19 protein-coding genes, 1 tRNA gene and 1 pseudogene are annotated in these 23,049 nt (G+C 66.2%); 13 read left to right on the forward strand and 8 right to left on the reverse strand.

From position 1 onward, the window contains the following. Positions 1–13 precede the first annotated feature (13 nt). The gene (locus SKC41_RS16460; RefSeq protein WP_330978544.1) at positions 14–658 is read right to left on the reverse strand and encodes an SACE_7040 family transcriptional regulator; all 645 of its coding nucleotides are present in this window, start codon (positions 656–658) and stop codon (positions 14–16) included. Positions 659–908: 250 nt separating this feature from the next. Here SKC41_RS16460 and SKC41_RS16465 point away from each other — a divergent pair, with 250 nt between their 5' ends. The 7 genes from SKC41_RS16465 (at position 909) to SKC41_RS16495 (ending at position 8,800) form a co-directional block, all read left to right on the forward strand. Next, complete coding sequence (locus SKC41_RS16465; protein ID WP_330978545.1) at positions 909–2,495, forward strand: carboxyl transferase domain-containing protein; 1,587 nt, start codon at positions 909–911, stop codon at positions 2,493–2,495. A 5-nt stretch (positions 2,496–2,500) separates the two neighbouring features. Next, entirely contained in the window at positions 2,501–4,486 is a 1,986-nt protein-coding gene (locus tag SKC41_RS16470) for an acetyl/propionyl/methylcrotonyl-CoA carboxylase subunit alpha (RefSeq protein WP_330978546.1), read from the forward strand. Between the two features lie 6 nt (positions 4,487–4,492). Then, positions 4,493–5,659: an acyl-CoA dehydrogenase family protein gene (locus SKC41_RS16475; RefSeq protein ID WP_330978547.1), complete on the forward strand. Its 1,167-nt coding sequence runs from the start codon at positions 4,493–4,495 to the stop codon at positions 5,657–5,659. Continuing rightward, on the forward strand, positions 5,656–6,165 hold the full coding sequence (locus SKC41_RS16480) for a MaoC family dehydratase (protein WP_330978548.1): 510 nt from the start codon (positions 5,656–5,658) through the stop codon (positions 6,163–6,165). The genes SKC41_RS16475 and SKC41_RS16480 overlap by 4 nt, the downstream gene beginning before the upstream one ends. Beyond that, complete coding sequence (locus SKC41_RS16485; protein ID WP_330978549.1) at positions 6,162–6,977, forward strand: HpcH/HpaI aldolase/citrate lyase family protein; 816 nt, start codon at positions 6,162–6,164, stop codon at positions 6,975–6,977. Before SKC41_RS16480 ends, SKC41_RS16485 begins: the two co-directional genes overlap by 4 nt. A 327-nt stretch (positions 6,978–7,304) precedes the next feature. Then, a complete protein-coding gene (locus SKC41_RS16490) occupies positions 7,305–7,730 on the forward strand; it encodes a hypothetical protein (RefSeq protein ID WP_330978550.1) in 426 nt (141 codons plus the stop codon). A 170-nt stretch (positions 7,731–7,900) separates the two neighbouring features. Continuing rightward, on the forward strand, positions 7,901–8,800 hold the full coding sequence (locus tag SKC41_RS16495) for a bile acid:sodium symporter family protein (protein WP_330978551.1): 900 nt from the start codon (positions 7,901–7,903) through the stop codon (positions 8,798–8,800). A gap of 3 nt (positions 8,801–8,803) precedes the next feature. Here the strand turns inward: SKC41_RS16495 and SKC41_RS16500 are convergent, their stop codons facing one another. After that, entirely contained in the window at positions 8,804–9,574 is a 771-nt protein-coding gene (locus SKC41_RS16500; protein WP_330978552.1) for an enoyl-CoA hydratase, read from the reverse strand. 142 nt (positions 9,575–9,716) lie between these two features. Here SKC41_RS16500 and SKC41_RS16505 point away from each other — a divergent pair, with 142 nt between their 5' ends. Together SKC41_RS16505 and SKC41_RS16510 are read left to right on the forward strand one after the other, a co-directional pair. Then, the gene (locus SKC41_RS16505) at positions 9,717–9,956 is read left to right on the forward strand and encodes a hypothetical protein (protein WP_330978553.1); all 240 of its coding nucleotides are present in this window, start codon (positions 9,717–9,719) and stop codon (positions 9,954–9,956) included. Between the two features lie 19 nt (positions 9,957–9,975). Further along, positions 9,976–10,245 (forward strand): YdeI/OmpD-associated family protein, encoded by a 270-nt coding sequence (locus SKC41_RS16510; protein ID WP_330978554.1) that lies wholly within the window; start codon positions 9,976–9,978, stop codon positions 10,243–10,245. A 41-nt stretch (positions 10,246–10,286) separates the two neighbouring features. Here SKC41_RS16510 and SKC41_RS16515 read toward each other — a convergent pair whose 3' ends face one another. The 6 genes and pseudogenes from SKC41_RS16515 to SKC41_RS16540 form a co-directional block, all read right to left on the reverse strand. Continuing rightward, entirely contained in the window at positions 10,287–11,402 is a 1,116-nt protein-coding gene (locus tag SKC41_RS16515) for an LmeA family phospholipid-binding protein (protein ID WP_330978555.1), read from the reverse strand. 57 nt (positions 11,403–11,459) lie between these two features. Continuing rightward, the gene (locus SKC41_RS16520; protein ID WP_330978556.1) at positions 11,460–12,152 is read right to left on the reverse strand and encodes a cutinase family protein; all 693 of its coding nucleotides are present in this window, start codon (positions 12,150–12,152) and stop codon (positions 11,460–11,462) included. A 64-nt stretch (positions 12,153–12,216) separates the two neighbouring features. Beyond that, positions 12,217–12,855, reverse strand: a complete 639-nt coding sequence (locus SKC41_RS16525; RefSeq protein WP_330978557.1) for a hypothetical protein — start codon at positions 12,853–12,855, stop codon at positions 12,217–12,219. Between the two features lie 1,503 nt (positions 12,856–14,358). Beyond that, a pseudogene (locus SKC41_RS16530) lies at positions 14,359–14,958 on the reverse strand (PPE family protein); the annotation flags it as partial. A 344-nt stretch (positions 14,959–15,302) separates the two neighbouring features. Next, positions 15,303–15,590 carry a hypothetical protein gene (locus SKC41_RS16535; RefSeq protein WP_330978558.1) on the reverse strand — a complete coding sequence of 96 codons (288 nt, stop codon included), beginning with the start codon at positions 15,588–15,590 and terminating at the stop codon, positions 15,303–15,305. Between the two features lie 159 nt (positions 15,591–15,749). Then, positions 15,750–15,823: transfer RNA gene (locus SKC41_RS16540), tRNA-Arg, on the reverse strand. Between the two features lie 185 nt (positions 15,824–16,008). On the opposite strand from SKC41_RS16540, the gene SKC41_RS16545 reads away from it, so the two are divergent. The 4 genes from SKC41_RS16545 (at position 16,009) to SKC41_RS16560 (ending at position 23,032) form a co-directional block, all read left to right on the forward strand. Continuing rightward, positions 16,009–17,256 (forward strand): alpha/beta hydrolase, encoded by a 1,248-nt coding sequence (locus SKC41_RS16545; RefSeq protein WP_330978926.1) that lies wholly within the window; start codon positions 16,009–16,011, stop codon positions 17,254–17,256. Positions 17,257–17,439: 183 nt separating this feature from the next. Then, on the forward strand, positions 17,440–18,909 hold the full coding sequence (locus SKC41_RS16550; protein ID WP_330978559.1) for a wax ester/triacylglycerol synthase family O-acyltransferase: 1,470 nt from the start codon (positions 17,440–17,442) through the stop codon (positions 18,907–18,909). Continuing rightward, positions 18,906–20,681, forward strand: a complete 1,776-nt coding sequence (locus SKC41_RS16555) for an HAD-IB family hydrolase/lysophospholipid acyltransferase family protein (protein WP_330978560.1) — start codon at positions 18,906–18,908, stop codon at positions 20,679–20,681. Before SKC41_RS16550 ends, SKC41_RS16555 begins: the two co-directional genes overlap by 4 nt. Continuing rightward, complete coding sequence (locus SKC41_RS16560) at positions 20,678–23,032, forward strand: glycerol-3-phosphate 1-O-acyltransferase (RefSeq protein ID WP_330978561.1); 2,355 nt, start codon at positions 20,678–20,680, stop codon at positions 23,030–23,032. Before SKC41_RS16555 ends, SKC41_RS16560 begins: the two co-directional genes overlap by 4 nt. Positions 23,033–23,049: the final 17 nt, after the last annotated feature.

The raw sequence follows: 23,049 nt of genomic DNA on the forward strand, positions 1-23,049 counted from the left end.
GATGACGCCCGATTCAGCCGGCTTGGCCTCCGGCCCCCAGCGCGGCGATCGTCATGGCCCGCATGACGGCGCGCGACCGTGCCCCGCGGGCCGGCTTCTCCGCCGCCTTCATGCTGTGCTGCGTCGAGTTCAGCAAGCCGAACACCGCGTGCGCCGCCAGCCGCGCATCGGCTTCGGCCAGCGCGGGGTCCAGCTCGCGCAGCACGCCGACCCATACCTCTACATACTGCCGCTGCGCTTTACGCACCTGGCGCTCGGCGGCCGCGGGCAGGTGTGCCAGGTCGCGGTCCTGGATGCGGATCAGATCGGGCTCGCCGAATGCGAAGTCGAGGTGAAAATCGATCAGCCCTTCCAGTGCGTCGGCCGCGTCGGCGCTGCGCGCGGTCACCTCGCGGGCCCCGGCGAGCAGCCGGGCGCTGATGCCGACCAGCAACTCGACCAGCATCGACTCCTTGTTGGGGAAGTGGCGGTAAATCGCCGGGCCGCTGACGCCGGTGGCGGCGCCGATGTCTTCGAGACGGACCGCAAGAAATCCGCGCTCGGCGAAGAGTCGCTCGGCGGCGGCCAGGAGTTGCAGTCGCCGATCGGATTTCAACTGGCTGCGGCGATTTGGCGCTTCGGATCGGCCGGTCGGGGTGTCGGGATTGGACGCTGTCATGACCGCCCTTCGCCTCCGTCCGGAAGTTTCGGTTAATCGTCACTAACGTAGCACGAGTTATTGGCGATTAACTCGGCTTCCCGCAGCACGGCGAGCGCACCGCACGTCCACCGGGCGGTGGACTCGTCCCTGGACGCGGCAACGCCGCCGATGGTATTCTCGGCGTCAGTTAATGAGCATTAACTGAAGTGCCTGGACCCCCCGACGGCGAGGAGGCTGCTGCGGCAATGGACGAGCTGCTGGAGCGGCCATGAGTGCGTCGCTGAAGGTCGCACCGTCGTTCGCCGACGAGCACCGTCGGCTGGTCGAGGAGTTGAACACCAAACTGGCGGCCGCGGCGTTGGGCGGCAATGAGCGTGCGCGGGAGCGTCACGTCAGCCGCGGCAAGCTGTTGCCGCGCGAACGAGTGGACCGGCTGCTCGATCCCGGTAGCCCGTTTTTGGAGCTGACCCCGCTGGCCGCCAACGGGATGTACGACGACGAATCCCCCGGGGCCGGGATCATCACCGGCATCGGGCGGGTATCGGAGCGCGAGTGCGTGATCGTCGCGAACGACGCGACGGTCAAGGGCGGCACCTACTACCCGATCACGGTCAAGAAGCACCTGCGCGCTCAAGAAGTCGCGTTGCAGAATCGACTGCCGTGCATTTACCTGGTCGACTCCGGTGGCGCCTTCTTGCCCCGCCAAGACGAGGTGTTCCCCGATCGCGAGCATTTCGGACGAATCTTCTACAACCAGGCAACGATGAGCGCCAAGGAAATTCCTCAGGTCGCCGCGGTGCTCGGCTCGTGCACGGCAGGCGGCGCCTACGTGCCGGCGATGAGCGACGAGGCGGTGATCGTCCGCGAGCAGGGCACGATCTTCCTCGGCGGCCCACCACTGGTGAAAGCCGCTACCGGAGAGATCGTTTCGGCCGAAGACCTCGGCGGCGGCGACCTGCACTCGCGCGTCTCCGGGGTGACCGACCATCTCGCCGACGACGACGAGCATGCGTTGCGCATCGTGCGTGTCATCGCGGCCACGTTCGGTCCGCGCGAGCCCAGCCCGTGGGAGGTGTTGCCCACGGTCGAGTCCAAACATGCGCAGACCGAGCTTTACGACGTCGTCCCACCGGATCCGCGGGTGCCGTACGACGTGCACGAGGTCATCCTGCGGCTGGTCGACGGCAGCGAATTCAGGGAATTCAAGGCGAAATACGGCAAGACGCTGGTGACCGGATTCGCGCGCGTCCATGGCCACCCGGTCGGGATCATCGCCAACAATGGCGTGTTGTTCAGCGAATCCGCGCTCAAGGGAGCGCATTTCATCGAGCTGTGCGATAAGCGCAAGATTCCGCTGCTGTTCCTGCAGAACATCGCGGGCTTCATGGTGGGCCGCGACTACGAGGCCGGCGGCATCGCCAAGCACGGCGCCAAGATGGTCACCGCGGTGGCGTGCGCCCGGGTGCCCAAACTCACCGTTGTGATCGGCGGATCCTATGGCGCGGGCAACTATTCGATGTGCGGGCGGGCGTACTCGCCCCGTTTTCTGTGGATGTGGCCCAATGCCCGGATCTCGGTGATGGGTGGCGAGCAGGCGGCCTCCGTGCTGGCCACGGTGCGCGGTGAACAGCTCAGCGCGTCGGGCAAACCGTGGTCGCCCGACGAAGAGGAAACGTTCAAGGCGCCGATCCGAGCCCAGTACGAGGACCAGGGCAACCCGTACTACTCGACGGCCCGGCTCTGGGACGATGGCATCATCGACCCAGCCGATACGAGAATGTATGTCGGGCTTGCCCTTTCGGTGTGCGCCCAGGCGCCACTGGAACCGGTCTCCTACGGCGTCTTCCGGATGTGAGTGCAGTGTTTGACACCGTCCTAGTGGCCAACCGCGGCGAGATCGCCGTGCGGGTGATCCGTACCTTGCGCCGGCTCGGTATCCGGTCGGTGGCCGTCTACAGCGATCCAGACGCCGAGGCGCGGCACGTGCAAGAAGCCGACACAGCGGTGCGACTGGGGCCGGCGCCGGCGCGTGAGAGCTACCTCGATATCGAAAAAGTGCTCGACGCCGCGGCCCGCACCGGCGCTGCGGCGATCCACCCGGGCTACGGATTCCTTTCCGAGAACGCTCATTTCGCTGCCGCGTGCGAGCGCGCCGAGGTGGTGTTCCTGGGCCCGCCGGCCCGTGCGATCGAGGTGATGGGCGACAAGATCACCGCCAAGAACGCCGTTGCCGCTTTCGACGTTCCGGTGGTGCCCGGGGTGGCGAAATCGGGGCTGACCGATGACGAGCTCGTCGCCGCGGCCGCCGAGGTCGGCTATCCGGTGTTGATCAAGCCGTCGGCCGGCGGCGGAGGTAAGGGCATGCGGCTGGTGGAAGACCCGGCCCGGCTGCCCGAGGCGCTGGTCGGCGCGCGCCGGGAGGCCGCGTCGTCGTTCGGCGACGACACGCTCTTCCTGGAGCGATTCGTATTGCGGCCCAGGCATATCGAGGTACAGATTCTTGCTGACGGCCACGGCAACGTGGTGCATCTCGGCGAGCGTGAATGCAGTCTGCAGCGGCGTCACCAGAAGGTTATCGAAGAGGCGCCCTCGCCGTTGCTGGATCCGCAGACCCGTGCGCGGATCGGGACCGCGGCCTGCAACACCGCCCGCAGCGTGGACTACATCGGGGCCGGAACGGTGGAGTTCATCGTCTCCGCCGAGCAGCCCGACGAGTTCTTCTTCATGGAGATGAACACCCGCCTGCAGGTGGAACACCCCGTCACCGAGGCGGTCACCGGGCTCGACCTCGTCGAGTGGCAGCTGCGGGTCGGCGCCGGCGAGAAGCTCACCTTCGCCCAGGACGACATCGAGCTCAGCGGGCACGCGATCGAGGCGCGGGTATACGCAGAGGATCCGGGGCGGGGGTTTCTGCCCACCGGCGGCCGGGTGCTCGACGTCTTCGAACCCTCGGGTTCTGGTGTGCGAGTGGACTCTTCGTTGCTGGCGGGCACGGTGGTGGGCAGCGACTACGACCCGATGCTGAGCAAGGTGATCGCCCACGGCGCCGATCGCGACGAGGCGCTCGCCGAACTCGACCGGGCACTGGCGCAGACGACGATTCTGGGCGTGCAGACCAACATCGAATTCCTCCGTTTCCTGCTCGCCGACGAGCGTGTGCAAGCCGGCGACCTGGACACCGCACTACTCGAGGAGCGACTGCCGGACTTCGCACCGCTGCCGGCGCCCGACGACGTGCTCGCGGCCGGTGGGCTGTACCGCCAGTGGACGCTGGCCCGTCGCGCGCGAGGCAATGTGTGGGCGCAGCCCTCGGGTTGGCGCGTCGGCGCCGACGCCGCGCCGGTGCGCACCGCGATGCGCACGCCGCTGCGCACCGAGACGGTCTCGGTGTCCGGTCTGCCGAGTGCGGCCACGGTACAGGTCGGCGACGGTGAAACCTGTTCGGCGAGTGTAGAAGTCGAGCGTCGCAGCATGAGTACGACGCTGGATGGGCTGCGCCGCGAGTACCGGTGGGCCGAGGCCAACCGCCATCTGTGGATCGCCGACGAGCGCGGCACCTGGCACCTGCGCGAGGCGGAGGAAGCCACGATTCACCGCGCGTCCGACGCCAGGCAGGCCGAGGTTCTCAGTCCGATGCCCGGCAGTGTGATCGCCGTGCAGGTCGACTCCGGCGCCGAGGTGTCCGAAGGCGACGTGGTCGTGGTCGTCGAGGCTATGAAGATGGAACACTCTCTGGCCGCGCCGATTTCGGGGCGTGTCGAGCTGCTGGTGTCGGTCGGCGATCAGGTGACGGTTGACCAGGTGCTGGCCCGCCTGGTCCCAGACTCCGAAGAGAAAAAGGATTAGCGCATCATGACCACAACGATTACCGCGGGGACGTTACCCAAGGAGTACGAAGACCTTCGCGCCACCGTCGCCGATTTCGCGCGGACCGTGGTCGCTCCCGTGTCGGCCAAACATGATGAGGAGCACAGCTTTCCGTACGAGGTCGTCGCCAAGATGGGGGAGATGGGGCTGTTCGGGCTGCCGTTCCCCGAAGAGTACGGCGGCATGGGCGGCGACTACTTCGCGTTGTCGCTGGCCCTCGAGGAGCTCGGCAAGGTCGACCAGTCCGTGGCGATCACGCTGGAGGCCGGGGTGGGCCTCGGGGCGATGCCGATCTTCCGATTCGGCACCGACGAACAGAAGCAGAAGTGGCTACCGGACCTGGTGGCCGGCCGCGCGTTGGCTGGTTTCGGGCTGACCGAGCCCGGCGCGGGTTCCGACGCCGGCGGCACCCGCACCACGGCCAAACTCGACGACGGTGAGTGGGTGATCAACGGCTCCAAGCAGTTCATCACGAATTCGGGTACCGACATCACCTCCCTGGTCACCGTCACCGCGGTCACCGGCACACTCGCCGATGACAAGAAGGAGATCTCGACGATCATCGTGCCCAACGGCACACCGGGATTCACCGTCGAGCCGTTCTACAGCAAAGTCGGCTGGAACGCGTCGGACACCCACCCGTTGAGTTTCGCGGACGCCCGCGTTCCGGAAGAGAATCTGCTGGGCGCCCGCGGCCGGGGATATGCCGGCTTCCTGTCGATCCTCGACGAAGGCAGAATCGCGATCGCCGCACTGGCAACGGGTGCGGCGCAGGGCTGCGTCGACGAGAGCGTCAAGTACTCCAAGGAGCGGCAGTCATTCGGCCAGCCGATCGGCTCCTATCAGGCGATCAGCTTCAAAATCGCCCGGATGGAGGCGCGTGCTCACGTCGCGCGCACGGCCTACTACGATGCGGCTGCAAAGATGTTGGCGGGCAAGCCATTCAAGAAGGAGGCGGCGATCGCGAAGATGATCGCGTCGGAGGCGGCGATGGACAACGCCCGCGACGCCACCCAGATTCACGGCGGATACGGCTTCATGAACGAGTACCCCGTGGCGCGTCACTACCGCGACAGCAAGATCCTCGAGATCGGTGAGGGCACCACCGAGGTGCAACTGATGCTCATCGCGCGATCGCTGGGGCTGTCATGAGCTTGCCGGACCAGGTGGGCAAGTCGGTTGTCCAGCGCGGCTTGTGGTTTGAGGAATTCGAGATCGATACCACCTATCTGCACCGCCCCGGCCGTACCGTCACCGAGGCCGACAATGTGCTGTTCACCACGCTGACCATGAACACCCAGCCGCTGCACCTCGACGCGGCATGGGCCGCCGAACAACCGGGCTTTCGCGGTGAGCGGCTGGTGAACTCGATGTTCACCCTGTCGACACTGGTCGGCCTGTCCGTCACGCAGCTGACGCTGGGCACCATCGTGGCCAACCTCGGCTTCTCGGAGGTGTCGTTCCCCAAGCCGCTCTTCCACGGCGACACGCTGTACGCGGAGACCGTGTGCACCGACAAGCGCGAGTCGAAGAGCCGCCCGGGAGAGGGCATCGTGAGCCTCGAACACACCGGGCGTAATCAGGACGGCGACGTGGTCGCGCGCGCTGTCCGCAAGACCCTGGTGCAAAAGCGACCAGCGGACGAGGAGCCCCGATGAACCTGGCCGCCGCCGGCCCCGGGTGGCTGTTCTGCCCGGCCGACCGGCCCGAGCGCTTCGCGAAGGCCGCCGCCGCGGCCGACGTCGTGATCCTCGACCTCGAGGACGGCGTGGCCCAGGCGGACAAACCCGCCGCCCGCAAGGCCTTGCAGGACACTCCGCTGGACCCCGAGCGCACCGTGGTGCGGATCAACGCGGCCGACACCGAGGAATACTCCCGCGATCTCGAGGCCCTGAAAGCGACGCCGTATACGACGGTGATGCTGTCCAAAACCGAATCGGCGGCGCAGGTGACGGCGCTGGCCCCGCTCGAGGTGATCGCGCTGCTAGAGACCCCACGCGGCGCGGTGTTCGCGACCGAAATCGCCGCGGCACCGGGCACGGTGGCGCTGATGTGGGGCGCCGAGGATCTGGTCGCTGCGCTGGGCGGCAGCTCCAGCCGCACGCCCGACGGCACCTACCGCGATGTCGCCCGTCACGTGCGGTCGACGGCGTTGCTGACGGCGTCGGCGTTCGGTCTGGCCGTGCTCGACGCGGTGCACCTGGACATCGGCGACCTCGACGGCCTACGCGCCGAGGCCGAAGACGCCGTGGCGCTGGGCTTCGCGGGAACCGTGTGTATTCACCCGACCCAGATTCCAGTGGTGCGCAACGCCTTTCGACCCACTGAGGAGAAGCTGGACTGGGCGCGCCGGGTCTTGGCCGCGGCACGCGGCGAGCGTGGGGTGTTCGCTTTCGAAGGGCAGATGGTCGACTCGCCGGTGCTCAAGCACGCGGCGGCCCTGGTGCGGCGAGCCGGAGAACCCGCCTAGCCGGCACGCACGGGTGCGGCGGTACCGGGCGCCAAAACGGGCCGCAGTTGAAATTCGGCTGGTGGAACGGCGGTAGCGGCGGATAGGTCGGCGGATGCTCGTGTCGAGTCCGGCCGCTACGTCGCCGGTGTCTCGCTTCTCGTCGACGCGGGCTACACGGTGAAATCACGCCCGTTGCGATATCGCGGAACCGGTGTTTCGCGTCTTAACGAGATCGCAAAAAAGCGGAAACATTCGCGAACGCCCAGGTCGCAATTTTGTCGTAATCTTTGATCCACCAGAACAGTTGCTCATTGCACTGACTAGCTCCACGGAAGGAACCAAATCATGACCATCGCGCGGGGCTTCGCCGCAACGGTTGTCTGCGCCGGATTAGCTGTCGGCTCAGCCGGCACAGCGTGGGCTGACACACCGACGATGAGTGGCAGCTACACCGAGACCGTGACGACGCCGGGCGGCCACAGCATAGACAACAGCTGGACGATCAACTCCTGCGGGAATGGATGCCTCTGGATCAAGGCCGGGGTGGGGGCTAGCCAGGCAACGTTGGTCGATGGTCAATGGGTCATGGACACGATGAGCAACGTCAGTTGCGTGGGCGGTGGTTACACCCTCTACGGGACGACCACTCACACGGTGTGGGATCCCAACACGCTGACCGGCACGGCCGCACACACCTACATCACGGGAGCTTGCGGCAACCCGCCGGGATTCACGCAGGTCGACCAGATTGCGATCAAGTCGGCGTCCTGACGCATTCTTGCTCTCAATACCCCTGAATCCCTTGGGATTTCAGGGGTATTGAGCTATCGCGACGGTTGCTTACCGTCGGCCAGGTGGATGCCCGCCGCGCAAATGACTGCTGCATAAGGCAAGCTAACTAATCGTGCCGATCAAGCGGCGCGACGACACCGTGGAGCGTCATGGGCAACCAGTACTTTCCGTTGGTCATCGCGGTGGTCATGCTCGCCCTCGGGCTGACCCTGACCGTGGATGACTTCAAGCGGGCCGCCACGATGCGGCGACCGCTGGCGGTGGCGCTGATCTGCCAGTCCCTCCTGTTGCCGAGTCTGTGCCTGCTGATCGCCGAAGCCTTCCATCTGGAGCCGCATCTGGCGGTCGGCCTGATGCTGATGGCCGCCACGCCGGGCGGGACGATGGCGAATATCGTCAGTCACCTGTTCAACGGGGACCTGGCGCTCAACCTGACCCTGGCCGCGATCAACGCCGCGCTGTCGATCGTGGCCCTGCCGGCCATCCTGGCCGCGTCGATGACCTGGTTCCTCGGCGAAGGTCGCTTCATCCCGCTACAGCTGGACAAGTTCGTCACGGTGTTCGCACTGGTGCTCATCCCCACCGCGATCGGTATTGCGATACGCCACCGCTTCCCCGAGCTGGCCCGTCGATTGAAAACGCCCGTCAAGGTCGTCGCGGTACTGCTGCTGATCGCCGCCATCGGCGGGGCGATCGCCCAAGGCGAGACGACGCTGTTGCACAACTTCGGCGTGGTGAGCGGGGCGGTCGTGTCCTTCTGCGCGGTCAGCCTGACGGTCGGCTATCTGGTCCCGCGGTTGATGCGTCTGGGTCCACCGCAGGCAATTGCCATCAGCCTGGAGATCGGTCTGCACAACACCGTGGTGGCCCTCGGCGTGGCGCTCAGCCCGCAACTGCTCAACAGTGTCGAAATGGCAACTCCGGTCGCGATTTACGGCGCTCTCTCGCCGCTGATGGCCCTGACGTTCATCGGGGCGATACGGCTGCTCGACCCCGCGTTTCGCGTGAAGGCGCAGCCCGAGACCGTCGCGAGCGGACCCGCCGCTTAAGCCTTACCTGCGCTGGGCCGCGGCCAGCCGCTCGGCGAACTCCGGTGACTGGATCGACGACACCTGGGGCCCCAGTTCGGTGCGCATCGCGAATTCGTGGTCGTCGGTGTCCAGCGATCCCGGGCTAGCGGTGGCCCGCATGCTGGCCTTGGTCGCGAGCACCACGTGGCGTGGAGCGGACGCGGGTCCGGCGGCAAGCGTCAATGCCGCGGCGACGGGATCGTCGGCGACGCTGAGCGCCAGCCCGTGCCGCACGGCGGATTCGGCGTCGAAGCGCATGCCGAACAGCAGGGCCGCGCGAGCGACTTGCGGGCCCACCGCCCGCTGCAGCATCCAGGTCGCACCGCCGCCGGGGTGCAACCCCAGCTTCTGGAATCGGGGATCGAACAGTGCGCCGGGCCCGGCGATGCGCACGTCGGCGGCCAGGGCCAGATTCAGGCCCGCACCGACCGCGGGGCCGTTCACCGCGGCGATGGTCGGTAGCGTGCAACCACTCAGGGCCATGAAGCCGTCATAGAGCTGCTGCAGTCCCGATGCCGCTGCTCCGGCGCCCGCGGCCCCCAGGGCGCTCAGGTCCGCGCCGGCGCAAAACGCCTTGCCCGCCCCGGTGACCACGACGGCGTGCACCTGCGGATCGGCCTCGGCCCGCTCGACCGCGGCGCGCAGCTGGGCCGAGCTCTCGCCCGTCTGCGCATTGCGCCGATCGGGGTCGTTGACGGTGATCAGTGCGACGCGATTGTCCACGCTGAACAGGACGGAATCGGACTGGGCCATCGGGGCACCTCCACGGTCGGCGACGTCATTGGCGAGCTAAAGGGTACTTGGGGCCGCCGCTTCAAGAATTCGTAGAGGATGCCGCAAGCCCCGCTGCCGATCCTGAAAACACCAGTGACGGCACCATGACGAGGGGGCATCCATGAGCACCACGATCATCAGCACCAAATCGGAGGCGATCCGCTGGGCGGTCTTCTCGGCGATAGCGCTGGGCTTGACCGCGCTGGGACTCGGTGTCGCACAGGCCAACCCGCCGCTGCAGGACCAGCCGTGTTCCCTGCGGTACGCGACGATGCGCGACGCGGACGGCCACATGATGCAGTGCGACCGGATGATGAACGGAAACCACGGCCTGGTGTGGCAGTACGCGCCTGGGTCGTGATCGTGGCTAATCTGGCCGGGTGAGCGGCAACCAGGTGCCCGGTGGGGTGGTGCACACGCTGCCCGCGGATTTGCGCGAGGCATTGACCAAGAACTCATCTGCGTTGGCGGCGTGGCAGGACATCACGCCCCTGGCGCGCAACGAGTTCATCTGCTGGGTCGAGGACGCCAAGCAACAGGCGACCCGGGAGCGCCGCATTCGCCGGACGCAGGAGGAGCTGGAAGAAGGCCAGCGCCGGCCCTGTTGCTGGCCAGGATGCAAGCACCGCGAACGTACCGGCCGGCCGTAATACTGAAACTGGCTGTCCGCCAACGGTTTTGCCTGTCGACGTCAGAAGTTGGCAAAACAGCTGTCCTGGCTGCCGCCGCCGGCCGGAATGGTGGCGTTGTTGGTCGAGAAGGTCGCCTCGACACCGCTATCGGTCACCTTGACGCTGTCGGCGTGTATGCCCAATGGATAGTTGTTGGCTTTCGAAGTGAGCTCGTCCAGGCTTTTCTGCACGCTGTCCGTCGACATCGTGGAGCCCAGCGCGGTCAGGCTGACCACCTGTAGCGATAACCCGTTGTTGACGATCTGCGGCTTGACCGTGGCGCTGTCCAGCAGGCCTTTCAGCGATACGGTGCTTTCGCCGGGGTTGGTGGTCACTTCCCCGGTGACAAGACTGCCAATCGTCGGGATGGCGTCCTGGATCGACTGCTTGATGCCATCTGTTGACCAGGTGATGGTGCCCTTCAACGACTCGATCGTGCCCGCGGAGTTGTTGGCCTGGTTCAGCCGAATGTTGCGGATGTCGATGCTGACCTTCATGCCCTTGACGCTGCGGACCTGGTTACCGGCGGTCTGGACGGCGATGTCGGGGTAGTGCTTGGTCAGGAACTGCCACAGGACCGGCGGCGCCGTGGCAAAGGAGACGGCCGCGCTGTCCTGGACCTCGCATTGCACCGCGTTCGCCACCCTGCTGCTTGCCTCGTGTCGGGCATACAACTCGCCGCCGACCAGGGCGGCCACCACGACGGCGACCACGACGCCGAGGATCACGGCGATGGACCACTTCCGCCTGCGCAGCAACCCCCGCTTCTTGGCCGGCGGTGTGTCTTCTGGCTGCGAGAACGAGGGCAGCCGGGTGGTGGCCGCTTCCTGCTGGGGCGACGCGGCGGGCTGAGGTGGCGGCGGCGCGGGTTGCTGCGCCCGGATATTCGGCGGAAGCCCCGGCTGTTGCGGCGGCCGCCCCTGCGGCGGCCGACCCGGTGGCTGCCCCTGCGGCGGCCGACCTGGTGGCTGCGGCGGCCGAACGTCGCGCAGGGGGATGCGGCGAGTTTCTGATTCCGAGGGCGGCCCGGGAACCTGAGGCCGTTGGGGTGCCGGTCGACTGGCGGGCCCGCCCGGCATGGGCGGACGAGCCCGTTCCGGCGGTTCACCGCCCGAGGGTCCTCGCGGAGTCGTCACCAGCGCGATTGTGCCTCATCGGCGGCACGAAGGGAAAGGCGCGTAGTCAGCGCGGTGTCAGAGATGGCTCGCCACGAAAGTCGCGGCCTGACTGGGCATTCCGGACTGCGCGTAAGACAGGTGCACCGGCGAGAAGAGCTCGTCGTGTGAGGGCAGCGCCAGCGCCCCGCCCGGCGTGCACACCGGATCGCCGGCAGCGCACAGGTCAATGGCTTTGGCGCCGTACCACGGGCTGACCTCGCTGACCGGTGCCCCGAGGTAGCGGTCCGACGGATTACCGAACAGAGCGAGCGCCGCAACGTGGTCGGCTTGATCGGCCGTGAGTATGTCGGGGATCAAGCCGGCGATCGGTGCTCGGGCGATGGTGGCCTCATCGATTGCCATGGCGCCCAGGGAATATCCGCCGAGCACGAGCTTGGTGCTGGGACAGGTCGCGACCATCGACTGAACGTGAGCGTGTACATCGCTGCCGCCGGCGGATGCGGACGGAGCGAAATCCTCGCTCGCGGGGTAGTTGACGGCATACACCCCAAGGGACCGGCCGCCCACCTGCGTGCGCAGTGCATCGATGAACTGCTGGCCGACCACGCCGACGCCGGGTGCCTCGTTGGTGGCGCGCGCGAAGGTTACTTCGATGTCGGGGCAGGGGGCAGCGGAGGCGGGGGCGATGACCAGGGGTGCGTTCAGCAGCGTGGCCCAGGTCGTCACCGCTGCGGCACCCAGCGCAGCAGCGAGCCGGCGTGCGTTCACGTCCTCATGCTGACATATCGCGGACGTGCCCCAGCGACGCCCTTGCCCAAGTCCCTGCGAGGGCTTAGGCCAACGCGATGGGGTCCAAGCCGAATTCGGTTCGTACGGCCTCTACAAAGTCACTGACGGCAGCGCTCGCGGCCTGGTTCCAGTTATTCGACGGTGCGCCGACCTCGGAGATAAGGGCCGCGAAAAGCGTGAGAACCGCGGCGTACTTAGCTTTTTGCAGAATGTCGTTGGGCATTATCAACTTCATTTCCGCCATAACGCTGTTCAAGTCAACCATTGAAGGCGTCGCGACGAGTGCCGCGCGGAACGTCGGGGCTGCAATTTGCTCGGCCATGGCAGGAGTCGGTTCCGTTGCGCGCGATAGCAGCTCGAGCGCGGGGGAAGCTGTTGCCGTGGCCGCGCCGCCGGTCCCCTGTTCGACGAGGTGCCTGACCTCTTGATTGGACGACACCAGCTCATCGAATTCCGCAGATAATCCCTTGAACTTCGAAGAACTAACCTCGCCCTGCACGATATCCAGATTTTTCACGAAGCGAACCGATACATCGCGCATCAACGAGTCGTGCTGCCTTTTGGTCTCAAGGGTTTCGCCTCGGTGAAATGCGGCTTTCGAAGACATGAACGTCGTCAAACCACCAACGCCGGCACCTAGCAACGTCGCAAGCGAAGTGAGTACAGCCTGATCCATGTGCATGTGTGAATCCTATCCTTGAGAATTTTAGCCAGGCGCCATTGGGTCCAAACCGAAGTCGCTTCGTACCGCCTCGACAAAGTCCGCGACGGCCGCACTCGAGGCCTGGCTCCAGTTACTGGTCGCTGTTTCGGCTTCGGAAACATGGGCCGCGAAAAGCGTGGCGATCACGGCGTATTGAGCTTTGAGCAGAACGTCGCGAGGCATTATGAACTTCATTTCCGTCATCAGGCTGTCCAGGTCGGCCATTTGAGGTGCCGCGCGGAACGCGGCCGCGGTGATCTGGTCAAGCGTGGCAGCAGTCGATTGCCCTGTGCCGGTGAGGAGCTCGAGCGCCTGATGGGCGGTGGACGCGGTCGCGCCGGCTTGCACCTGCCCGAAGAGACTTCTGGCAGCCTCATTGGACGACACTAATTTGTCAAGTCCCGCAGATAGTTCTAAAGCCGACAACGAACCAATCCCGACCTGGACTATATCCAAGCTTTTCGCGAATCGAAGTGACGCATCGCGCACTAATGCTTCATGCTGTAATTTTGTTACAACAGTTTCGCCGCGATAAAATGTGGGTTTCGTGTTGACGAATGCGGTGAGGCCGCCGCCACCACCGGCACCCAATAGCGTCGCACCCGAAGTCAGTACAACCCGGTCCGTATGCACGAACGGCTGCGAGCCGACGTGGTCCCCGAGCGCCAAGTCCGGCGCGGCCCCCGCGGGCTGGTGCACGTCCGTCACGAACTGCATCGGATCCCCCACGGGGGCCGCCGGCACCGCCGGCACCACGCCGCCTCCGGCGCCCCCGAGAGGCGCCAGCGGCGCAGTTATCCCCGGCGCGGCTTGCGGCGCGGCCAGCCCGGGTACCGCCTGCGCCACCGAAGCCGGCTGTGCCTGGACCCCCGGAGTCGACTGCGGCTGAACCCCCGGAACCTGCTCCGCGGGCGCCGACGTGGTCCCGGAAGTCGTCCCCGACGTCGTTCCTGACGTCGATCCGGACGTAGATGTGCCCGCCGTCGACGAGGACGCCGTCGTCGCCGGGGCCGTTGATGTTGTTGTCGCCGCCGGGGCCGCCGCTGCCGGCGTCGCCGTCGTTGCCGGCGTGACCGGCGCGACCGGGGTGATGGTGCCTTCGAAAACGCTGACGGTGGCGCCTTGAACGCCGCCGGTGAGGGTGCCCCCGGGTCCGACTGTCACCGTGGAGCCCGGGCCGACGGTGACGGAGCCGGTCGCGACGCTGAAGTTCACGCTGCCGAAATTCTCGGGCAGAGCGTAGGTGCCCTCGGGGACGCTGACGAAGAAGGGGGGTAAGTCCCCGTAGCTGACGGTGCCGGTGGTGTTAGGGCCGACAGTGATGATCGAGCCCGGGGGAAGGTAGCCGGTGGAGCCCGGGCCGACGGTGAGGGTGCCGCCGTTGACGCCGACCGTGGCGCCGTTTTCACCGCCGGCGTAGGCCGAGCCAGGGTCGATGGTGGTGGTGGGTTTTTCTCTGGTCGGCTGCATCGACCGCATCAGGGATTGGGTGCGGTTGGTGGCGGTCTTGCCGGCGTCTTGCGCCTGCGCGCGGGCCTGGTCTAGCGGACCGTCGGACTTAGTGGTCTGTGGCGGCTCGTCGAATGCGGTCAAAGCGCTGGCGGCCTCGGAGCCGGCGGCGTAGCCGTACATCGCGGCGGCGTCCTGGGCCCACATCTCCAGGTACTGGGCCTCGCAGGCCGCGATCGCCGGGGTGTTCTGCCCGAAGAAGTTGGTCGCGATCAGCGCCATCAGCAGCGTACGGTTGGCCGCGATCACCGGCGGGGGCACCGTCATCGCGTACGCGGCTTCATAGGAAGCCACCGCCGCATACGCCTGCGCAGAGGTCTGCGCGGCCTGGGCGGCTGTGGCGTATAGCCAAGCCACGTAAGGGGCGGCTGCCGCGGCCATCCGCATCGACGACGGGCCAAACCAGGTCAGGGTTAGACCCGAGACCGCCGAAGACCAGCCGCCGGCGGTGGACTCCAATTGCCCGGCCACCACGTCCCAGCCCGCCGCTGCGGCCAGCATCGGCCCGGCGCCCGGCCCGGCATACATCAGGCCGGAGTTGATCTCCGGCGGCAAAAGAGCAAAATCCGGCATGTCATTTCGCTTTGAGGGGTAAAGCGCGCTGATTTGTCAGCAGGAGCGTACTCGGGAATGATGCGATTTAAAGCGGCTCATACAAACCCCAAGTAACGGCACGATTAACGATTAAATTCGTCGGTAACCATCGTGTAGCTACGTGAAACCAACTCGGCCGCTGGATCTTTCAGGACCGCACTGCTCGGCGGACCCCGCCGACTTCACGTCCGCGTCACCATGCGTGCCGGCGCATCACCGACCATCGGCGCACGGCGGGCGGAAAGGCCAGACTTAATGGGTGCTTATGCGATTCTCAACGACCCCGGCCGAGCACCCGTCGGCCGGCAGCAAACGACCGGGCGTCACTCGACCAGGCTCTGCGCGACTCTGCGGAGCAGGTTCGCGATTGCCGGTCCGTCCGGTAGGGGTGCTTGATTTTCCAGATCGGTTGCGGCTTCCCTCAGCTGGTCAGCAGTTTCGAACACCTCGAGAAGTCTGCTGCGTACCGCGCCCCGGGTCGGCGGGAGACTGAGGGCCTGCTCAATTTCTTCAGGGGAGCCGATGAGGTGAATCCGTTTGGAGCCGACCTCATGTAGTACGTAGATGTCGCCGAGGAGTTCGACCTCGTGGGCAAAAGCATTGGGAGTCATCGACTGAGTCCTTGTCGACGTCTTGACCAGCGTGAACTGGCAGACGTTGGGGGTAGCGGTCGCAATACAGGTGCGCCGCCCGAACGGGCGCACCCAAGCGATTCGTTGCCAGGTGCCCTTCGGACGGGTGCGAATCGGGGCAAAAAGTGTCGATGTGAGCGCCCCCGGCACGACTCGAACGTGCGACCTAGGGATTAGAAGGCCCTTGCTCTATCCACCTGAGCTACGGAGGCAATGCGCAGGTCAGTCTATCCAACAAACGACAACCCCCCGACTCGCCGACGCGACACGCGCGAAAAGCCTTGCACCGCTAATGAAATCAGTTAGTGTATTGAACCTCGACACACGTACAACATCAGCTGGTAAGCAGCTGTTAACCGCAACGAGGCGTGTGCACAAGGTCGAGGAGACCATTGCAATGGGCGTGGCCATGAGTATGACTGCGCGGTACGCGAGGGCGGGTTCCCAAGCGTTTCGCCTGGTAGCTGATGCCAGAGGTGCCTCAAAGGCCGCAGGTCTGCTGCTGCGTGGATCGCCGTTTGCGCTGGGCTGGTTCGCCGGCTGGTTGACCACGGAGTTTCCCCCACATGTGGTGACCGGGCACGCGTTGTCCCGGATCTCGGCCCCCTCCATCGGACGGGTCGGCGCCTCCTGGGCCGGGCAGCGTGCCGAGCAGACGCTGACCGCTGCCCTCGAAGCGTCCTTCGGGTCGGACTACCCCGACCTGGTCAGCCATCCGGCCTGCGAAGAATCCGAGTGCGCGCCGCGCGGCGGGCTGTTGCACCGGCCGGGACCCCACGCGCGCTATGCGGCTCAGACATCGGACATTTCGTATGGCCCGGGCGGTCGTGACAACCTGCTGGACATCTGGCGCCGTCACGACCTGGCGCCGGGCCGTCGCGCGCCGGTGCTGATCCAGGTTCCCGGCGGGGCGTGGGCCGTGAACGGCAAACGCGGCCAGGCCTACACGCTGATGAGCCGGATGGTCGAACTCGGCTGGATCTGCGTGTCGATCGACTACAGCAAGAGCCCGCGTTCGACGTTTCCGGCGCACCTGATCGACGTGAAGCGGGCGATCGCCTGGGTCCGCGAGAACATCGCCGACTACGGCGGCGACCCCAGCTTCATCGCGATCACCGGCGGTTCAGCCGGCGGCCACCTGGCCTCGTTGGCCGCGCTGACTCCCAACGACCCACGGTTTCAGCCCGGGTTCGAGCACGCCGACACCACGGTCCAGGCGGCGGTGCCCTACTACGGCGTCTACGACTTCACCAACGCCGAGGTCATGCACGAACTGATGCTGCCGTTCCTCGAGCAGTTCGTCATGCGCGCTCGATACGCCGAGACGCCTGAGCGATTCGCCGCGGCGTCGCCGATCAACTATGTGCACGACGAAGCGCCCCCGTTCTTCGTGCTGCACGGCGAGAGGGACGAGCTGGTTCCCTGCACGCAGGCCCGCACCTTCTGCGCTGCGATGCGCGACGCCGGAGCCCCGCTCGTCGCGTACGCCGAACTCGCCAACGCCCACCACGCATTCGACATCTTGTCCACGGCCCGCTCGCGGCTGGCCGCCAAGGCCGTCGCGGACTTCCTGGGCATCGTCTACGGGCGCCGGGCCACTGCACTGCTCGATTCGTGGCCGCTGCCGGCGACGTCGGCCAGCTGAGTCGCGCGGATCAACTGCCTGCCACAACGTTTCATCCGCCGGTTCGCTGCGGCGCCGCAGCTACTGAATCGTGCCTTTCACCAGCGGGTCAACGCGACTAGCGTTGGTGGAGCTATCCGGTTGGCGGAGCTGAGGCAGGAGGCTTGACGGCGGTGACAAGGTTGGCGCGTCGATCCGGCGATCATGGCTGAGCCCGAGGGCCTCGGATTGTCCGACGAGCTCGGGCCGGTCGACTATCTGCTGCATCGGGGCGAAGCGAACCCGCGGACCCGGTCGGGCATCATGGCGCTCGAACTCCTCGACACCACGCCGGACTGGGAGCGGTTCCGCACCCGATTCGAGAACGCGTCGCGAAAGGTGTTGCGGCTGCGGCAGAAAGTCGTCGTGCCGACGTTGCCGACGGCCAATCCGCGCTGGGTGGTGGACCCCGACTTCAACCTGGACTTCCACGTCCGGCGGGTACGGGTGTCCGAACCCGGCACGTTGCGCGAAGTATTCGATCTCGCCGAGCTGATCCTGCAGTCACCGCTGGACATCTCGCGGCCGCTGTGGACCGCCACCCTGGTCGAGGGTCTGCCCGACGGCAAGGCCGCAACGTTGCTGCACGTCAGTCACGCCGTCACCGACGGTGTCGGCGGTGTCGAGATGTTCGCCGAGATCTATGACCTCGAGCGTGATCCACCGGCCCGGCCGACGCCGCCGCTGCCGGTCCCGCAGGATCTGTCGCCCAACGACCTGATGCGAGAGGGCTTCAACCACTTGCCGTTCGCTGTGGTCGGCGGTGTCGTGGGCGCGGTCTCCGGAGCGGTGTCGGCGGCCGGGCGGGTGCTAATGGAACCGGTATCGACGGTGTCGGGGATCGTGAACTACGCCATCTCCGGCATCCGGGTGGTCAATCGGGCCGCCGAGCCCTCGCCGCTGCTGCGCCGGCGCAGTCTGGCCACCCGTTCCGAAGCGATCGACATCCCGCTCGCGGATCTGCACAGGGCCGCGAAAGCCGGCGGGGGATCGATCAACGACGCCTATCTGGCCGGACTGTGCGGGGCCTTGCAGCGCTACCACCAAGCACTGGGTGTACCGATCGGCTCGCTGCCGATGGCGGTGCCGGTCAGCCTGCGGGCCGACGCTGACACGGCCGGTGGCAATCGATTCACCGGCGTCAATCTGTCGGCGCCGGTGGGTGCTGGAGACCCGGTCGCCCGGATGCGCAAGATCCGCGCCCAGATGACGCAGCGGCGAGACGAACCGGCGATGAACATCATCGGCTCGATGGCGCCGGTGCTCAGCGTGCTCCCGACGGCGGTGCTGGAGGGGATCACCGGCTCGGTGGTGGGCGCCGACGTGCAAGCCAGCAACGTCCCCGTTTATCCGGGTGACACCTACATCGCCGGTGCAAAGGTATTGCGGCAGTACGGTATCGGCCCGCTTCCCGGTGTGGCGATGATGGTGGTGCTAATTTCGCGTGGGGGGTGGTGCACCATCACGGTGCGCTACGACAGAGCATCGGTACGAAAGGAAGCCTTGTTCGCTCAGTGCCTGTTGGAGGGCTTCGACGAGATTCTCGCGCTGGCCGGTGACCCGGCGCCGCACGCGGTGCCGGCATCGTTTTCTGCGCAACCCGATGCGGTGGCCCAATCGGTGTCGGGCTCATGAGCGCCGCCAAAGATCGCGGGATACCAACGCCCCCAAAGGATTTACGACTGCCCGGCTCGGTCGCCGAAATCCGCGCCAGCGCCCCCGGCCCCAAAATCGGTGCGTTCTTCGACATGGACGGAACGCTGGTCGCCGGGTTCACCGCGGTCATCCTCACCCAGGAACGCTTGCGCCGGCGCGACATGGGTGTGGGGGAGCTGCTCAGCATGGTTCAGGCCGGCCTGAACCACCGGCTCGGCCGTCTCGAGTTCGAAGATCTGATCAGTAAGGCATCCGAGGCGCTGCGTGGCCGGATGTTGAGCGACCTGGAGGAGATCGGCGAGCGACTCTTCGCCCAACGGATCGAGTCGCGGATTTATCCGGAGATGCGTGAACTGGTGCGCGCCCACGTCGCTCGCGGCCACACCGTGGTGCTCAGCTCGTCGGCGCTGACCATCCAGGTCAATCCGGTAGCCCGGTTCCTCGGGATCGCCAACACACTCACCAACAAGTTCGCGGTCAACGACGACGGGATGCTGACCGGCGAGGTCGTCGAGCCGATTTTGTGGGGACCGGGCAAAGCCGATGCGGTACAACGGTTTGCGGCCGAGAACGGCATCGACCTGAAGGACAGTTACTTCTACGCCGACGGCGACGAGGACGTCGCGTTGATGTACCTGGTCGGCAATCCACGGCCAACCAACCCCGAGGGCAAGATGGCCGCCGTCGCCAAGCGGCGGGGCTGGCCGGTCCTGGAATTCAACAGCCGGGGCACCGTGGGCATCCGGCCGCAAGTGCGCACGCTGGCCGGCATCAGCTCGATGCTCCCGGTCGCGGCCGGCGCACTCGGTGTCGGGCTGCTGACGCTGAGCCGGCGGCGTGGGGTGAATTTCTTCACCTCGATGTTCCCCCAGACGTTGTTGGGTGCCAGCGGTGTCAGCCTGAACGTCATCGGCAAAGAAAATCTGACCGCACAGCGGCCCGCGGTGTTTATCTTCAACCACCGCAACCAGGTTGACCCCGTCATCGCCGGCGCGTTGGTGCGCGACAACTGGGTCGCTATCGCCAAAAAAGAGTTGCAGAAGGACCCGTTGGTGGGCACCCTCGGCAAGCTCACCGATGGTGTGTTCATCGACCGCGATGACCCGATCGCCGCGATGGAGACGATGGCCGAGGTCGAGGAGCGCGCCAAGAAGGGCCTGTCGATCCTGATCGCGCCGGAAGGTACCCGGATCGACACCACCGAGGTAGGGCCGTTCAAGAAGGGGCCGTTCCGCATCGCGATGGCAGCGGGAATTCCGATCGTGCCCATCGTGATTCGCAACGCGGAGATCGTTGCCGCCCGCAACTCCACCACGATCAATCCGGGCACGGTCGACGTCGCGGTGTTCCCGCCGATCTCCGTGACGGACTGGACAGTCGAGACGCTGCCCGACCACATCACCGAGGTGCGTCAGCTTTATCTGGACACCTTGGCCAACTGGCCCGAAGACGAACTGCCCGACGCCGATTTATACGCCGAGAAGAAGGCGACAAAAAAGGCGCCGGCCAAGCCGGCTGCCAAGGCCACCGCGACGAAAGCAACCAAGGCACCGGCGAAGAAAGCGCCTGCCAAGAAGGCCGCACCCCGAAAGTCTGCGGCCAAGTCGGCCAAGCCCGCAGCCAATTCACAACCAGCGCAGCCGAATCCGAATGAATCGGAGGTCGCGCTCAAAGACGGTGAGACGGCGCAGCCCGGTGCGGACCAGGCCGGTGGCGCCGAGTCTACGTCTCGGCCCAAAGGGCGCACGTGACCCTACCGGCCGCAGACACCAGCGCAGTCCTGACCGCGCAAGATTCGCTGGTGTTGGCGTCCATGGAGTCCGGTATCGAAACGCAGCTGGTGATGGAATGGCTGGGTCGGCAGCGAGCCCGGAATCCGGATGTGAAGTTCGACGTGCTCAAGCTGCCGCCCGGCGGCGCGCCGCCGACAGCGCTGAATCTGCTTGTCGACCAGCTGAAGTCCGTCGAAGACCGTTCGGTCGTTCCGGTGCGGGTGTTTTGGCTCCCGGCTCCCGATCGCGGTAGGGCCGCGAAGCTGGCCGGGTTGCTTCCCGGCTGGGATCCCTATCACCCCAACCAGCGTCGGCAGCGCCAGATCCTGCACAAGGATCGCCACCGTGCCCGGGTGGTGACGGGCGAAGCGGCCACGGTGTCCGAACTCCGGCAGCAGTGGCGCGATACCACCGTCGGCGAAGATGAACGAGATTTCGCCCAATTCGTCACGCGCCGAGCCATTTTAGCGTTGGAGCGGGCCGAATACCGAATCCTCGGACCGCAGTACAAGTCTCCGCGGCTGGTGAAGCCGGAGATCTTGGCGTCCACCCGGTTTCGGGCGGGACTGAAGAAGATTCCGGGTGCCACTGTCGAGGAAGCCGGCAAGATGCTCGACGAGTTGGCCACCGGATGGAGCCGGGTGTCGGTCGACCTGGTTTCCGTTCTGGCCAGGGCGATTTGCCGCGGATTCGAACCCGAGATCGACTACGACGCGTTTCAGATCGCCGCGATGCGCACCGGGCTGGAACTCCATCCGGCGGTGCTGCTGTTCTCGCACCGGTCCTACATCGACGGTGCGGTGGTGCCGGTCGCGATGCAGGAGAACCGGTTGCCGCCGGTGCACGTGTTCGCCGGTATCAACCTGTCGTTCGGATTGATGGGCCCGCTGTTGCGCCGCTCCGGCGTCATCTTCATCCGCCGTGACATCGCCGACAATCCGCTCTACAAATACGTTCTGCGCGAATACGTCGGCTACATCGTCGAGAAGCGGTTCAACCTCAGCTGGTCCATCGAGGGCACTCGGTCGCGCACCGGCAAGATGCTGCCTCCCAAGCTCGGCCTGATGTCCTATGTGGCCAACGCGTATCTGGACGGCCGCAGCGAAGATATTCTGCTGCAACCGGTTTCGATCGGCTTCGACCAGCTGCACGAGACCGCCGAATACGCGGCCTACGCCCGTGGCGGGGAGAAGACGCCCGAGGGCGTGCTGTGGCTGTACAACTTCATCAAGGCGCAGGGCGAGCGCAACTACGGCAAGATCTACGTCCGCTTCCCCGAGGCGGTCTCGATGCGCCAGTACCTCGGCCCGCCGCATGGCCCGCTGGCCCAAGACGACGACGCCAAACGTCTTGCGCTGCAGAAGATGTCGTTCGAAGTTGCGTGGCGGATCCTGCGCGCGACGCCGGTGACGGCGACGGGTTTGGTGTGCGCATTGCTGCTCACCACCCGCGGTGCGGCGCTGACGCTAGACCAACTCCACCACACCTTGCAGGACTCGTTGGATTACTTGGACCGCAAGAACACCCCGGTGTCGAACAGTGCGTTGCGGCTGCGCACCCGCGACGGTGTGCGTGCGGCGGTCGACGCATTGTCCAACGGGCACCCGATCACCCGCGTCGACAGTGGCCGCGAACCGGTGTGGCTGATCGCGCCCGAGAAGGAGCACGCCGCGGCGTTCTACCGGAACTCGGTCATCCACGCCTTCCTGGAGACCTCGATCGTCGAACTCGCCCTGGCGCATGCCCGGCACACCGAAGGCGACCGCATGGAAGCCTTCTGGTCTCAGGCGATGCGGCTGCGCGATCTGCTCAAATTCGACTTCTACTTCGCCGATTCGACGGCCTTCCGCGACAACATCGCCGAAGAGATGGCATGGCATGACGACTGGGAGGGCCACGTCGCAGCCGGCGGCGCCGCGATCGATGCGCTGCTGTTCGCCAAGCGGCCGTTGATGTCCGACGCGATGCTGCGGGTGTTCTTCGAGGCCTACGAGATCGTCGCCGACGTCTTGCGCGATGCGCCCGCCGACGTCGGGCAAAAAGAACTCACCGAGTCCGCGCTCGGGGTCGGCCAGCAGTACGTCGCGCAGACCCGGGTGCGCAGCAGCGAGTCGGTGTCCACACTGCTGTTTGCCACCGCGCGCCAGGTCGTCGCCGATCAGGATCTGATCGGGGCCGCCCCGGACCTGGCCGAACGCCGGATCGCCTTCCGGCGCGAATTGCGGGCGATCGTGCGGGACTTCGGCTACGTCGAGCACATCGCCCGCAACCAATTCGTGGCCCGCGAATTCCAGGCACGCGAGGAGCGCACCGCGCGCCCGGCCGGGTAGCGCGGGCTTTGCCGGTG

The organism is Mycobacterium sp. 050128, assembly GCF_036409155.1.
In the GTDB taxonomy this organism is placed as follows: Bacteria; Actinomycetota; Actinomycetes; order Mycobacteriales; family Mycobacteriaceae; genus Mycobacterium.

What these genes read in the sequence shown, in the direction of transcription:
- SKC41_RS16460 (WP_330978544.1), bottom strand. Translation starts at nt 658, where the DNA reads ATGACAGCGTCCAATCCCGACACCCCGACCGGCCGATCCGAAGCGCCA.
- SKC41_RS16465 (WP_330978545.1), top strand. Translation starts at nt 909, where the DNA reads ATGAGTGCGTCGCTGAAGGTCGCACCGTCGTTCGCCGACGAGCACCGT.
- SKC41_RS16475 (WP_330978547.1), top strand. Translation starts at nt 4,493, where the DNA reads ATGACCACAACGATTACCGCGGGGACGTTACCCAAGGAGTACGAAGAC.
- SKC41_RS16480 (WP_330978548.1), top strand. Translation starts at nt 5,656, where the DNA reads ATGAGCTTGCCGGACCAGGTGGGCAAGTCGGTTGTCCAGCGCGGCTTG.
- SKC41_RS16485 (WP_330978549.1), top strand. Translation starts at nt 6,162, where the DNA reads ATGAACCTGGCCGCCGCCGGCCCCGGGTGGCTGTTCTGCCCGGCCGAC.
- SKC41_RS16490 (WP_330978550.1), top strand. Translation starts at nt 7,305, where the DNA reads ATGACCATCGCGCGGGGCTTCGCCGCAACGGTTGTCTGCGCCGGATTA.
- SKC41_RS16495 (WP_330978551.1), top strand. Translation starts at nt 7,901, where the DNA reads ATGGGCAACCAGTACTTTCCGTTGGTCATCGCGGTGGTCATGCTCGCC.
- SKC41_RS16500 (WP_330978552.1), bottom strand. Translation starts at nt 9,574, where the DNA reads ATGGCCCAGTCCGATTCCGTCCTGTTCAGCGTGGACAATCGCGTCGCA.
- SKC41_RS16505 (WP_330978553.1), top strand. Translation starts at nt 9,717, where the DNA reads ATGAGCACCACGATCATCAGCACCAAATCGGAGGCGATCCGCTGGGCG.
- SKC41_RS16525 (WP_330978557.1), bottom strand. Translation starts at nt 12,855, where the DNA reads ATGCACATGGATCAGGCTGTACTCACTTCGCTTGCGACGTTGCTAGGT.
- SKC41_RS16535 (WP_330978558.1), bottom strand. Translation starts at nt 15,590, where the DNA reads ATGACTCCCAATGCTTTTGCCCACGAGGTCGAACTCCTCGGCGACATC.
- SKC41_RS16545 (WP_330978926.1), top strand. Translation starts at nt 16,009, where the DNA reads ATGGGCGTGGCCATGAGTATGACTGCGCGGTACGCGAGGGCGGGTTCC.
- SKC41_RS16550 (WP_330978559.1), top strand. Translation starts at nt 17,440, where the DNA reads ATGGCTGAGCCCGAGGGCCTCGGATTGTCCGACGAGCTCGGGCCGGTC.
- SKC41_RS16555 (WP_330978560.1), top strand. Translation starts at nt 18,906, where the DNA reads ATGAGCGCCGCCAAAGATCGCGGGATACCAACGCCCCCAAAGGATTTA.